General features: G+C 54.7%; 11 protein-coding genes and 1 tRNA gene. 5 read left to right on the forward strand and 7 right to left on the reverse strand.

Annotation, left to right across the window (positions count from 1 at the left end):
* Window position 1: 1 nt before the first annotated feature.
* Window positions 2-75 (reverse strand) — tRNA-Asp (locus VHE34_RS10630).
* A 298-nt stretch (window positions 76-373) separates the two neighbouring features.
* Here VHE34_RS10630 and VHE34_RS10635 point away from each other — a divergent pair.
* The gene (locus tag VHE34_RS10635) at window positions 374-1,351 is read left to right on the forward strand and encodes an acetyl-CoA carboxylase carboxyltransferase subunit alpha (protein ID WP_325587575.1); all 978 of its coding nucleotides are present in this window, start codon (window positions 374-376) and stop codon (window positions 1,349-1,351) included.
* Between the two features lie 154 nt (window positions 1,352-1,505).
* The gene (dapA, locus tag VHE34_RS10640) at window positions 1,506-2,387 is read left to right on the forward strand and encodes a 4-hydroxy-tetrahydrodipicolinate synthase (RefSeq protein WP_325587577.1); all 882 of its coding nucleotides are present in this window, start codon (window positions 1,506-1,508) and stop codon (window positions 2,385-2,387) included.
* Window positions 2,388-2,512: 125 nt separating this feature from the next.
* Here the strand turns inward: dapA and VHE34_RS10645 are convergent, their stop codons facing one another.
* Entirely contained in the window at window positions 2,513-3,415 is a 903-nt protein-coding gene (locus VHE34_RS10645; protein WP_325587579.1) for a ribonuclease Z, read from the reverse strand.
* A gap of 158 nt (window positions 3,416-3,573) precedes the next feature.
* A complete protein-coding gene (locus tag VHE34_RS10650) occupies window positions 3,574-3,954 on the reverse strand; it encodes an STAS domain-containing protein (RefSeq protein WP_325587581.1) in 381 nt (126 codons plus the stop codon).
* A gap of 93 nt (window positions 3,955-4,047) precedes the next feature.
* On the opposite strand from VHE34_RS10650, the gene VHE34_RS10655 reads away from it, so the two are divergent.
* The 3 genes from VHE34_RS10655 to VHE34_RS10665 are packed head-to-tail and all read left to right on the forward strand — an operon-like array spanning window position 4,048 to window position 8,076.
* Window positions 4,048-6,573: an ATP-dependent Clp protease ATP-binding subunit gene (locus VHE34_RS10655; RefSeq protein WP_325587583.1), complete on the forward strand. Its 2,526-nt coding sequence runs from the start codon at window positions 4,048-4,050 to the stop codon at window positions 6,571-6,573.
* A 50-nt stretch (window positions 6,574-6,623) separates the two neighbouring features.
* The gene (gene cmk, locus VHE34_RS10660) at window positions 6,624-7,301 is read left to right on the forward strand and encodes a (d)CMP kinase (RefSeq protein WP_325587585.1); all 678 of its coding nucleotides are present in this window, start codon (window positions 6,624-6,626) and stop codon (window positions 7,299-7,301) included.
* Window positions 7,302-7,311: 10 nt separating this feature from the next.
* Complete coding sequence (locus VHE34_RS10665; RefSeq protein WP_325587587.1) at window positions 7,312-8,076, forward strand: FkbM family methyltransferase; 765 nt, start codon at window positions 7,312-7,314, stop codon at window positions 8,074-8,076.
* A gap of 93 nt (window positions 8,077-8,169) precedes the next feature.
* Here the strand turns inward: VHE34_RS10665 and VHE34_RS10670 are convergent, their stop codons facing one another.
* From VHE34_RS10670 to VHE34_RS10685, 4 genes are all read right to left on the reverse strand, one after another.
* Window positions 8,170-8,811: a transposase gene (locus VHE34_RS10670; RefSeq protein ID WP_325587589.1), complete on the reverse strand. Its 642-nt coding sequence runs from the start codon at window positions 8,809-8,811 to the stop codon at window positions 8,170-8,172.
* Window positions 8,812-8,915: 104 nt separating this feature from the next.
* Window positions 8,916-11,108 carry a glutamine synthetase III gene (locus VHE34_RS10675; protein WP_325587591.1) on the reverse strand — a complete coding sequence of 731 codons (2,193 nt, stop codon included), beginning with the start codon at window positions 11,106-11,108 and terminating at the stop codon, window positions 8,916-8,918.
* Window positions 11,109-11,218: 110 nt separating this feature from the next.
* Window positions 11,219-12,460 (reverse strand): hypothetical protein, encoded by a 1,242-nt coding sequence (locus VHE34_RS10680; protein WP_325587593.1) that lies wholly within the window; start codon window positions 12,458-12,460, stop codon window positions 11,219-11,221.
* A gap of 4 nt (window positions 12,461-12,464) precedes the next feature.
* Window positions 12,465-13,613: a glycosyltransferase family 4 protein gene (locus VHE34_RS10685; RefSeq protein WP_325588095.1), complete on the reverse strand. Its 1,149-nt coding sequence runs from the start codon at window positions 13,611-13,613 to the stop codon at window positions 12,465-12,467.
* Window positions 13,614-13,651 lie beyond the last annotated feature (38 nt).

Raw genomic sequence — 13,651 nt, forward strand, 5'->3', positions numbered from 1 at the left:
GCGGACCGGACGGGACTCGAACCCGCGACCTCCGCCGTGACAGGGCGGCATTCTAACCAACTGAACTACCGATCCAACCGAGCGATGTGGGAGAGGGTTTTGCGGCGGTGAAGCCGGTGACCCTTTCGTTTTTCGGGATGGCAAAGATAGGAGAATTTTGACTTTCTCCAACAAACTTTTATGGAAAAATTTGCTTTCCCTTAATTTTGAGGCATTGCAGCGTGAGCCACGGGAACTTCTTCTCTTGACACTGTCAGGGGGAGAAGTTCGTAAGTTTCGCTCCGCTGCCTTACTAGCCGAAAGCCCATCATTAGACGTTTGCCGGATGGGTACTTTTGGTGGAACCCATCACCGACAGACTATGGTAAAAAATATGCCGCAAGCAAAAAACCGTCAGTTCCTGGATTTTGAAAGGCCGATCAAAGAGTTGTTTGATGAGATCGAGAAATTGAAACAGACCGCCGAGAAGACGAAGGTGGATCTGAGCGACTCCATCCGGAAACTGGAGGACCAGGTGACGGAGAGGCGCAGGGAGATCACGCAGAAGCTGACGCCCTGGCAAAAGGTGCAATTGAGCCGCCATCCGGACCGCCCCTATACCTTGAAGTACATCGATAAGATGTGCACGCATTTTGTGGAATTATTTGGGGACCGGAATGTGAAGGACGATAAGGCGATGGTGGGCGGTTTCGCGCAGCTGGATGGCCAGACGGTGATGATGATCGGGCAGCAGAAGGGCGCCAATACGAAGATGCGCCAGTTGCGGAATTTCGGGATGGCGAACCCGGAAGGGTATCGTAAGGCCCTTCGGCTGATGAAGCTCGCCGAGAAGTTCGACAAACCTATCATAACGCTCATCGATACGCCCGGAGCCTATCCGGGTATGGAAGCCGAAGAACGCGGACAGGGCGAGGCGATCGCGCGCAATATCTACGAGATGATGCGGCTGAAGGTGCCGGTGATCTGCGTCGTTATCGGCGAAGGGGCCTCGGGTGGCGCACTGGGGATCGGGGTTGGCGACCGGGTGTTTATGCTGGAGAATTCCTGGTATACGGTCATCTCACCCGAGAACTGCAGCTCTATCCTTTGGCGCAGCTGGGATCAAAAAGAGAAGGCCGCGGAAGAACTGCGGCTGACGCCGGACAATATGTTCCAGTTCGGGCTGATCGACAGCATCGTGCCGGAACCGCTTGGCGGGGCCCATTGGGACTACACCGAGGCCGCCAATTTACTAAAGCCAAAGCTGATCGAGACGCTCGAAGAGCTTAAACAGCTGAGCCCCGAGGAACGGATCGAGAAGCGGATCGTGAAGTTCGGCAAGATGGGCTTCTGGAATGAGGTGCCGGCCTGAGCCGCGATGGCGAACAAGCACCGAGAAGATCATTCCTGAAGCAAGACAGGCCTAACCCGGATAGCCACGACCGGGGCCAGCGGGGCATAGTCTGCCGGCGGGATCGGGGCGTGGTGGACAAACTTCATTTGTTATCTCTTAATACTATATCGTAATGTCTCTCATACAACAACTCCGGGGAACCGGGGTGGCGCTGGTAACTCCTTTTACATCTGACCTCAGCATCGACTATACCGCTTTAACCGGGATCATCGATTTCGTGATCGACGGTGGCGTGGAATATATCGTGACCATGGGCACTACCGGCGAGACGCCGACGCTGTCCAAAGAAGAAAAGAAAGATATCATCCAGTTCACCTACGAAAAGGTCGCCGGCCGGGTGCCGGTCGTCGTCGGGGTGGGCGGTAACAATACGGCCGAGCTGGAAAAAGAGCTGGGCTGGTTCCCACTGGACAAGGCTATCGCGGTGCTCAGCGCGAGCCCCTACTATAGTAAACCTTCGCAGGAAGGTCTCTTCCAACATTATAAAGTGCTTGCGGCCGCTTCGCCCAAGCCGATCCTCCTCTATAATGTCCCGGGCCGGACGGGCCGGAACCTCAGCGCGGCAACAACGCTGCGGCTGGCAAGGGAGGTGAAGAATATCGCGGGCATCAAGGAAGCGAGCGGGGACATGGCGCAATGCATGGAGATCCTGCGCGACCGGCCCGGACATTTCCTGGTGGTCAGCGGCGACGATGCGCTTGCACTGCCGCAGATCGCGTGTGGGATGGACGGGATTATCAGCGTCGCGGCCAACAGCTTCCCCAAGGCGTTCACCGAAATGGTTCGGCTCTCGCTGAAGCACCAGTTCCGTGAGGCGAAAGCTCTCAATGACCGGCTGATCGCGGGGTATGAGCTTCTCTTTGCCGAGAACAATCCCGCCGGCGTCAAGGCGGCGATGTATGAGCTGGGGCTGATCGGCAACTACCTGCGCCTGCCGGTGGTGCCGGTGAGCGAGCCGCTGCAGGAGAAGATCCATCACTACGTGAAGGGTTAACCTCTCTACGACGAACATTTTCAAGGCAACAGCATGCAGGTGCGATATGCCGGGAACCTGGGGCATTGGCACCCCGAATCGGGGATGCTGAACCGGCTGGATAAGCCCGGATTCCTGTTACCGGGTTAAATCCGGTAGGTGACTCCCTCCATGGCGAGGTCGGTGTTTGGGAAGATCTCCCTTGCCTCCTGCTCGAAAGCGAGCAGCTTTTCGTATTTGGAGCTGAAATGGCCGATGATCAGCCGCCCGACGCCGGCCAGGCGGGCGATAGTGGCTGCCTGCGCGGTCGTGCTGTGGAATCGTTTCCCGGCCTGTTCTTCGAGGTCCCTGAGGTAGGTGGTCTCATGGTAGAGGAGGTCGACGCCTTTGACGTATTCGGCGATCCGTTCGTCGAAGAGGGTGTCCGAGGCGTAGGCATAGGATCGGGCCCTGGTGGCGGCCTCGGTCACGGCCTGGTTGTCGACCAGCACGCCGTCCTTCCGGAGGTAGCTTTCCCCCCATTTCAGGCGGTCGAAGAAGGAGGAAGGGACTTCCATCTGCCGGGCTTTCTCGGGATTGACGCGGCGGAAGGGGCGGATCTCGCGGAAGCGGAACCCCCAGCATTCGATCCGGTGGTAGACGGGAAAGCAGCTGACCTCGAATTTGGATTCGCGGACGATGGGGCCTTCCACGGTGAGGGGGTGAAAATATAGTGGGTAGGAGAGCTGGATATCGGCTACTTTCAGCTGGAGGTCGATGATGTCCTGCAGGGCCCGGGGGGCGAAGATGTGGAGTTCCTGGGTGCGGCCGAGGAGGCCCATGCTGGTGAGCAGGCCGATGAGCCCGAAATAGTGGTCGCCGTGGAGGTGGGAGATGAAGATGTAGTTGATCTTGCTGCGGCGGATCTTATATTTGGCCATCTGCATCTGGGTGCCTTCGCCGCAGTCCACGAGGAAAATCTGGTCCTCCATGGTGACCACCTGCGCCGTGGGGTGACGGTCGAACGCGGGTAAAGCGGAGTTGTTACCTAAGATGGTTACGGCCAACATATTAGCGAATATAATGAAAATCGGCGGACGGATCGAACTTCGTAAACCACCGGCTGTTATGAGTCATAGGTAGCCGTACCGAAGACCCCCGGAGGGTGATCACGAAGAAACTGCTTGATTTCCAGAGGCATCGGCTGACTTTCTGTCTGCTTTTTGGATCAGAGATCCGGCCCGTTGAGCATTTCTCTTTCCACCTCTTCGAGGTGTACGATATCCCAGGCTTCGCTCTCTGTCGGGGTGACGTTCATGAGCTCGAGGAGGCCGCTATCCTCGAGGCTTTTCTCGACTTCAGGGGTAAGTTCACATATTACGAAGGAAGCGCTTTCGTCGTAGAAGCGCTGTTGTATCCGAACCAGGCATTCCGCAGCAGCATCGTCCACCTCCCTGATGTCTTTTAGTATGAGAACCACGTTTTTAACTTCTTCTTGAAGGAACGGCAGTAAACCTTGTTCAAGCGCTCCTGTCATATTAGCAGCAAGAACGGCGTCAAGGATAGTAATGGCATGAAATTTTTCTCTGGTATCAATTTTGACTTGCATATACACTAATGATTATTAACGGCCGTTAATAAAGTGGCGGAATCGGAAGTCAAAAATATTCGTTATTATTGTATAAAGCTCAATTACTTAAAAATGGATAATAATTTTTCAGCCCAGGTAAAGGAGATCATATCGTTCAGCAGGGAGGAAGCTTTGCGACTGGGGAACGATTTTATCGGTACGGAGCACTTATTGCTGGGGTTGATCCGCGAAGGGGATAATACAGCTGTCCGCATTTTAAAGAGTTTCAATGTGGACCTGTATGAACTGCGCAAGGAGGTGGAGATGGCTGTCAAGGATAAGACGGGCAAGAACATCGCCAATATCAATAGTTTACCGCTGACCAAACAGGCGGAGAAGGTGATACGGGTAACCGTCCTCGAAGCAAAAGCCCTGAAAAGTCCTACCGTGGAGACCGAACACCTGATGCTCTCGATCCTGAAGAACAAAGAAAACATTGCTACACAAATCTTAAATCAATTCGACGTGGATTACGACTTATTCAGAAACGAGCTGGGTGTTGTCAAGAGCAACGACGTTCGTAGCGAATACGCAGAGGAGAACGATGACGATTTCGATGAAGAAAAGAAGTATTCGCAACAGAAAGCAAGAGCCGCGGGCAATGCGAAGAGCAAGACGCCCGTGCTGGATAATTTTGGCCGGGATATCACCCGGTTGGCCGAGATGGGGGCCCTCGATCCCATCGTTGGCCGGGAAGAAGAGATCGAGCGTGTATCGCAGATCCTCTCCCGCCGTAAGAAGAACAACCCCATCCTGATCGGGGAGCCCGGCGTGGGTAAGACGGCGATCGTGGAAGGCCTGGCCCTCCGTATCGTGCAGCGCAAGGTTTCGCGGGTGCTGTTCGACAAACGCGTGATATCGCTGGATCTGGCGGCATTGGTCGCGGGTACCAAATATCGCGGTCAATTCGAGGAAAGAATGAAGGCGATCATGAACGAACTGGAGAAGAACCGGGACGTGATCCTCTTTATCGATGAGATCCATACGATCGTCGGCGCCGGTGGGGCGAGCGGTTCGCTGGATGCCTCGAACATCTTTAAACCTGCCCTGGCGCGTGGTGAACTCCAATGCATCGGCGCCTCCACCCTGGACGAGTACCGGATGTATATCGAGAAGGACGGCGCTTTGGATCGCCGGTTCCAGAAGGTGATGGTGGATCCTCCTTCCGTGGAGGAGACCATCCAGATATTGAACAACATCAAGTCCAAATACGAGGATTATCATAATGTCACTTACTCCGACGATGCCATCAACGCATGCGTCAAGTTAAGCGACCGGTATATGACGGACCGCCTGCTTCCGGACAAGGCCATCGACGTGCTGGATGAGGTAGGGGCGAGGGTACACCTGAAGAATATCAATGTTCCGCAGAATATCGTCGAGCTTGAAAAGAAGATCGAAGATGTGAAGAACGAAAAGAACAAGGTGGTGAAGAGCCAGAAGTTCGAGGAAGCGGCATCGTTGAGGGATACCGAAAAACGTTTGCAGGAAGAATTGGAGAAAGCGAAAGCCGAGTGGGAAGAAGAGAGCAAACACAAGCGCTACCCGATAGACGAGGATAATATCGCCGAAGTGGTGAGTATGATGACCGGTATCCCCGTCAAGCGGATGGTACAGGCAGAGACGGAGAAACTGAAGAATATGGCGATCGACATGCGGGGCATGGTGGTCGGGCAGGATGATGCGATCACCAAAGTGGTGAAGGCCATCCAGCGTAACCGGGTCGGTCTGAAGGACCCGAAGAAACCCATCGGAACCTTTATCTTCCTGGGGCCTACCGGGGTTGGTAAGACGGAGCTGGCGCGGGCGCTGGCGCGGTACATGTTCGATTCCGAGGATTCCCTGATCCGGATCGATATGAGCGAATACATGGAGAAATTCACGGTGAGCCGCCTGATCGGTGCGCCTCCGGGATATGTCGGATACGAAGAGGGCGGTCAGCTGACGGAACGGGTTCGTCGCAAACCGTACTCGGTGATCCTGCTGGATGAGATTGAAAAGGCTCACCCGGATATCTACAATATCCTGCTGCAGGTACTGGACGACGGCCAGCTGACCGATGGCCTGGGCCGCAAGGTGGACTTCAAGAATACGCTGATCATCATGACGTCCAATATCGGGGTACGCCAATTGAAGGACTTCGGGGATGGTGTCGGGTTTGCCACGGCGGCACGGACGCAAAATGCGGACGAGAATAATAAGGCCGTGATCGAGAAGGCGCTCAAGAGGACGTTCAGTCCCGAGTTCCTTAACCGGATCGACGACGTGGTCATCTTCAATGCGCTTGGCAAGGAGCATATCTTCCAGATCATCGATATCCTGATGAAGGGCGTGCTGAAAAGGCTGAACAATCTCGGGTTCACGCTCGAATTGACGGACGAAGCCAAGAACTTCATCGCGGACAAGGGGTATGATTCGCAGTTTGGGGCGCGGCCGCTGCACAGGGCCATCCAGAAATACCTGGAAGATCCCCTGGCGGAAGAGATCCTGAATATGAATATCAAGAATGGGGATATCCTGCTGGCAGACCTGGACAAGGAGAACTCGAAGATCAAGTTCTCGTTGAAGGAACGGGCTAAAGAAAAATCAGAAGCTTAAATAGCCATCGAATAAAAAAAGGCCGCACCTTTGGTGCGGCTTTTTTTATTATGAAGAAGATTATAATTACTATCGACGGTTGGTCGTCCTGCGGGAAGAGCACGCTGGCCAAGCAATTGGCGCGGGAACTTCATTATGTCTATATCGACAGCGGGGCCATGTACCGGGCCATTACGCTGTACTTCCTGCGGAATCATGTCGATTGGACCATTCCGGCCGCGGTGGAGGAGGCGTTGACGCATATCAAGCTCGAGTTCGTGACCAACCACAAGAACGGTCAGACGGAGATGTGGCTGAACGGCGAGAACGTCGAGTATGTGATCCGCGACCTGGTGATCGCCGAGAAGGTGAGCGAGGTGGCGGCGGTGCGGGCGGTACGGGAATTTGCGGTGGCCAGGCAACAGGAGATGGGGCGCAAGAAGGGGATCGTGATGGATGGCCGGGATATTGGAACGGTGGTTTTTCCGCATGCGGAATTGAAGATATTCATGACGGCGGATGAGAAGGTACGGGTGCAGCGGCGATTCAAGGAGCTTTACGAGAAGAACCCCAATATCACGCTCGAGGAGGTCAAGCAGAATCTTTCTCACCGGGACTATATCGATTCGCACCGGGAGATCAGCCCGCTGCGGCAGGCCGAGGACGCGGTGGTGCTGGATAATTCGCATTTGACAATAAAACAACAACTGGAGATTGCAGAGGGATGGGTGAAGGAACGGATGGGATAAACCTTTGGCGATGGGGTTGAAACAACGAATAAAATACTCGGGCATTTTTGGGCTATATGAGCGGGTTTTCCGACCAGCAGTCAGAGCTGCGCACCTCAAAGAGGTTCGGCTTTACAGGGAGATCCTGGGCAAACGCGTTGGGCTGATCTTTGATATCGGCGCTTATGACGGACATAAGACGGCGGCCTTTTTGGAGCTGGGCGCCCGTGTTGTGGCCTGTGAGCCAGATGCCTATAATTTCCAATTGCTGACCGTGCGGTTTCGCGGTCGGAGGCGGGTTACGCTGTTGAAGACGGCGCTGGGTGAGAAGGAGGGGACGGCTAAGCTGCTGGTGCATCATCCCGGCTCGGCCTTCAATACCCTGAATGTGAAATGGAAAGAAATGCTGGAGGAAGATGGGCAGGCCCGGTGGAAGGAGGAGATCCGGTTTGCCGACGAGGAGAAAGTACGGGTGACGACGCTGGATGAACTGATCCGGGTCCATGGAGTTCCCGACTTTATAAAGATCGATGTTGAGGGATACGAGAAATTTGTGGTGGACGGACTTCATCAGCGGGTGTCTTGTATTTCGTTCGAGTGTCAGCTGCCGGAGTTTAAAGACGATCTACTGGCTATTTTGCGGCGGCTGGAGGACGGATCGATGTATAATGTGGTGTATGCCGAGGAACTGGTGTTGCCGGAGTGGGTGGGGTATGAGGAGATATTGAAATGGGTACAGGAGACGAAGCTATTTTCTTTTGATATGGTAATAAAAAAGAGGCCGTCTCATAGATAAGAGGTGGCCTTTTTTGCTATATGGCACCACCTGGAGGCTACCATGGGACTAAGAGGGAAACCGGGGAGGGCCTGAGGGCAATTTAAGCCTCTTTCAGGCGGCTTTTTTTCTCAGGTTATGGGCCAGGGCCAGTAATCCAAACTCCATGCTCACTTTATCGATGCCCCGAAGCAGGAAGCGTTTAAATTGGTGATTGTGCTTGATACGGGCGAAGACCGGGTCGGTGTCGAAGCAACGCTGTTTGCGCTTTTGGATTCCCCGTTTGGTTTTTAAGCGATTCTGCGCTTTTTGTTTCAGCCGATGCCAATTGAGATTGACTTCAATAGTCCGGTACTCACAATCCGGATTACACTGGGCACGCAGCGGACAGGCGGTACAGTTCTTGGATTGATAGCGGGTGAGCAGTTGTTCGAAGCCGCTATGATTGGGTTTGATCCGTTCTCCTGTCTTTTTCATGATCTTGCCTGCCGGACATCTATAGCGGTTGGTGAGGGGGGTATAGATAAATTGGTCCGCTGTATTACGGCTTCTTGTCTCGTTTCTTATGACTTGATCCCGGTCGAACTCATTATGCTTTACATAGGCGGTATTCTGCTCGTCTTCTAACCATTGATAGTTCTCTTCGCTGCCATAGCCGGCGTCTGCGGTGATGTCCACCCGCTCCAGCACCTCGTGAACCACCCGAACCGGGTGATCAGCCGCCACCAGTTCATCCAAACCGGGTGGAAAGGCCATGATCTGATGTTGGTGGTTCGCCTTGAATACCACCGATAGAGTTACGTAAAAACCGCAAAAGAAAAAAGGGTGCCTCAGTTACTTATGAGACACCCTCTTTTTATTTAGCGGAGGAACAAAAGTTCGCGGTATTTGGAAAGGACCCATTCCTTGTCGTCGACAAGGAGTTCGAGTTTGTCCACGTGGTAGCGGATCTCGTCGAAGAAGGGTTCTTTTACCTGGCTGTTGTAGGCGATGGCCTTGGTGCGGGTGTCGGTGATGTTGTTGGCGACCTTGCGGGCCTCGATCATCTTGCTTACCATCTCGCTGACCTTGCCGATGTGCAGGGATATCTTTTCGAGGATCTGCTGCTGGTTGGCATAGGCAGCGGCGGGAAGGCCGAGATCCTTCATGCCCTTGATATTGGCGAGCAGGATGTTCTGGTATTTGATGGCCGGGGGGAGGATATGGCTGGTTGCCAGTTCGCCCATGATGCGGGCTTCGATCTGTACGCGCTTGATGTATTTTTCCAGTTCGATCTCATGGCGGGCTTCCAGCTCGATGTGGGTGTAAACGCCATTCGATTCGTACAAATGTTTGGCCTTTTCAGTGACCATTGCGTCGAGGGCCAGCGGGGTCGTGCGGACATTGGGCAGGCCGCGTCTTTCCGCTTCGTGGTGCCATTCTTCGCTGTAACCGTCGCCTTCGAAGAGGACCTTCTCGCTGCTAACGACATACTCGCGGATGACGTGCATGAGGGCGATCTCTTTCTTATCGCCTTTCTCGATGAGGGCGTCTACATCCTTCTTGAACTTCTTGAGCGTCTCGGCGAGGATCGTGTTGACGGCGATCATGGCGTTTGCGCAGTTTGCGCTGGAGCCTACGGCGCGGAACTCGAACTTATTGCCGGTGAAGGCGAAGGGAGAGGTGCGGTTACGGTCAGTGTTGTCGAGCAGGAGCTCGGGGATGCTACGGTGGAGATCTAGCTTGAGGATGGCTTCGTCCTGTTCGTCGAACTTATCGCCCACGCGTTCCTTTACATCTGCGAGAACCTTTGAGAGATATTCGCCGATAAAAACCGATATGATGGCGGGAGGCGCTTCGTTGGCGCCCAGGCGGTAATCGTTGCCGGCTCCCGAGATGGAGGCGCGGAGGACGTCGGAATATTCATATACCGCCTTGATCGTGTTGACGAAGAAGGTGAGGAACATGAGGTTGGTTTTCGGCGTCTTGCCGGGAGCGAGGAGGTTGACACCGGTGTCGGTGGCCATGCTCCAGTTGTTGTGCTTGCCGCTACCGTTGATACCGGCGAAGGGTTTTTCGTGGAGCAGGACGCGCAGCTTGTGACGGCGGGCGACCCGGTCCATTACGTCCATCAGGAGCATGTTATGATCGACTGCTACGCTGACTTCTTCGAAGATGGGGGCGCACTCGTACTGGGCGGGGGCGACCTCATTGTGGCGGGTGCGGAGCGGAATCCCCAATTTATAGGCTTCGGCCTCGAAATCGCGCATGAAGGCATAGACGCGTTCGGGAATGCTGCCGAAGTAAAGGTCTTCCAGCTGCTGGCCTTTTGCGGGAGCGTGGCCGAAGACGGTGCGGCCGCTCATCACCAGGTCGGGACGGGCGTTGAAGAGACCCTCGTCGACGACGAAGTATTCCTGTTCCCATCCAAGGGTGGCGGTGACCTTGCTGACATTCTTATCAAAGTAATGGCAAACCTCTACGGCGGCCTTGTCGAGTGCGGCAAGGGCCTTCAGGAGGGGAGCCTTGTAGTCAAGGGATTCCCCGGTATAGGAGACGAAGATGGTGGGGAGGCAAAAGGTTTTGCCGGCACCGACTTCCATAATAAAGGCCGGAGAGGAGGGATCCCATGCCGTGTAGCCACGCGCTTCGAAGGTGGCGCGCAGACCGCCGCTGGGGAAGGAGGAGGCGTCGGGTTCCTGCTGGATCAGCGCGGCGCCGTCAAATTCTTCGATGGGGGTGCCATCGCTCTTTATGGTAAAGAATGAATCGTGCTTTTCAGCGGTGGTTCCGGTGAGAGGTTGGAACCAGTGGGTGAAGTGGGTGACCCCTTTTGCCTCAGCCCATTGGCGCATGCCGGATGCGATCTGGTTGGCCACAGTGCGATCGATCTTCTTGCCGCCTTTTATAGAAGCCACCAGGCTTTTATAGGCTTCATCACTTAAAAATTCCCGTGCCGTTTTCAGGGTGAAAACGTTTTCGCCGAAGATGGCGGTGATCTTGGCGGCTCCGGGGACCTGCGTTCCGTCAGCCTTCGCCAGGTTGTCAATCGCTTTGAATCTTAATGAGGACATGCTTGAAAAGTTTTAGCGAAACTACAATGAATGAGGGATATTTAAATAATTTTTTGGTCTATCTGAATGAAATGGGGAGTTTAATGGGGAAAAGTATTATATTAAATAATTCATAATCTGTGTGATAAATAACTGTAGAGCCGATGGTTCAGGGCCTGGTAAAGGGGGAGGGTCCGGAGGGAATGCAGGAACGGAACGAGGAGGAAGGGGAGGTAGATGCTGCGGTAGCGAACGATCGCGCCGGCGAAGGGGATCATGACGCCAATGATCAGCATCCCGGAGATGGCAAAGAGGAAGCAGAACCAGTTGAAGGGGTTCAGGATGGAGTCTTTTGTCAGCCGGCCGAGGTTGCGGCGGTTCCGGTAGTTATGAACGAGGGCGAAGACGACGGTTCCCCAGATGAGGAGGAGTTCGAGGGAGAAGAGGAGGTAGATCGGCTGGCCGCCGGATCCCGGGAGCGGTTCGAAAAATCCGTTCTTTATGGCAATGGGCAGGATGCGGAACAGGCTTCCCCAGGAACCGTTCAGGGCGGGCAGGTCCAGGCGGGAATTGCCTTGCAGGACGAGGAATTCGTGTTGATGGCGGGCGATGGTTGCGGGCAGGTGCTGGAAGTTGGGAGTGAGGAGGAGGCTGATGGTTGCGATAACGCCGAAGAGGGCCAGGGATTTGCGGAGCCTCGGTCTTTCGCCAAAGAGCCAGCAGAAAATGGCGGGAAGGAGGAGGATGGCGGCGGCGGTGCGGATCCAAACGATGAGCAGGAAGAAAACGACACTATAAATCGTTCGTTTCCAGGTAAATCCATTATACAGGAGGCGATGGATGTTATAGAGAAGGAAGCCGATGAGCATATACAGGACCGCTTCGCGGTGGATGCAGGATGTCCAGAAGAGAATGGAGGGAAGGACGATGACCGAGAAGGCCGCGAGGGGGTCATCCGGGAACCGGTGGCGGAAGGTGCGAAAGAGGGCGATGGCGCCCAGGAAGACAGGGAAGGAGAAGAGCAGGGTATTGATGTATAGGTTGTTACGGGAAAGCGGGTCGAGCAGGACATGGATGAGGATGACGGCGTTGTGGGAGAACGAGTCCCAGTCGGAGTTGAACTTCCAGAAGAGATCGAAGTCGTTGAAGAGCCGATAGGTTTGGATCGAGCTGAATTGAAAATACATCCAGATGTCGCCATGTTCGGGATAGTAGTACCAGGCGATGAGCGTGTGCAGGAAGCCGGCCGCCACGTGGAGGCCGAAGAGGAAGAGCAGGGGCATGGTGCGGATCCTGCTTCTCCGGATGAATTTTATTTTTACCACGGCATAGCCGAGGAGGATCCCATACAGCAGCAGCAGGAGAACTTCCATAGCGTTAGTGTTCGTGCGGGATTAACCCGAGTGTTTTTATTTTTTCCAAATAGATAGCAACTACGGTGTCACTGGTAAAACGTTGAAGGATACGTTCCCGGCTGCTTAGCCCCAGCTGTTTTTTGGTATTGGGCGGCAGGTGTACGTACTCGGCCATTTTTGCCGCGAGGCCGGCGCTGTCTTTTGGGCGGCAGAGGTAGCCATTGACGCCTTCTTCTATGAGGTCGCGGCAGCCGGCGGTGTCGCTGGCGATGAGGGCTTTGCACATGGATGCGCCTTCGAGGAGGCTGAGGGGCATGCCTTCGCGGTAGGAGGGCAGGACGATGCAATCGGCCTTTTCGATGAAGGGGCGGACGTCGTCGGCGTGGCCGAGCCAGGTGATGATGCCGCTTGATATCCATTCCTCCAATTGCTTCCGTGGGATGGCCACGGGGCTTTCGTCATCGAAGAAGCCGAGCAGCTGGCATTGGACGGGGACTTGCTGTTGTTTCAGCTGTTTTGCGGCTTCCACGAATTCGGCGATCCCTTTGTGGCGGATGAGGCGGGCGATAAGCAGGAAGGTGATGGTGGGATGCGGATGGTTCGGGTCATAGGGGGCGGGATGAAAATAGTTTTGGTCGACGCCTTCGCCGGGCAGGAGGAAGGTCTTGTCCGCCGCGACCAGATGTTGGGTCGTGAATACCTTGCGGTCATCCGCATTGAGGAACCAGACCTCGGCGGCTTTTTGGAGCTGGCGGCGATAGCCGATGCGGACGCCGCGTTGCAACCAGCCTTCGCCGGAGAAGGTGTAACCCAGCCCGGTGATAACGCTGATGGAGGGGATGCCGGCGCGGGCGGCGGCGCGGGCACCGTAGAGGTTGGCTTTGATGGTATAATGAAAGATGAGTCCTGGCCTTGTGGTCCGGTAGTGGTGGAGCAGTTCTTTATAAAGCCGGTAGTCGTGGATCGGGGAGATGCTTTTTGGATAAAAATGATGCAGCTGGATAAAGGTGAGACCTTTCAGCTGTTCGAATTTTTCCGTATAGGCATCGCGGGGCGCCAGCACGTAGATGGTAAACCCTTCTTTTAGCAGTCGTTCAATAAGATAGAGTCTGAATTTGTAGATGCTCCAGCTGGTATTTGCTACAAATGCGATTCTTCCTTTTGCGGTCATAAGGGACAAACGTACTGATTTTCTCGTACTTTTGCGCC

The sequence above is a fragment of the Puia sp. genome, from assembly GCF_035546395.1.
Classification (GTDB): domain Bacteria; phylum Bacteroidota; class Bacteroidia; order Chitinophagales; family Chitinophagaceae; genus Puia.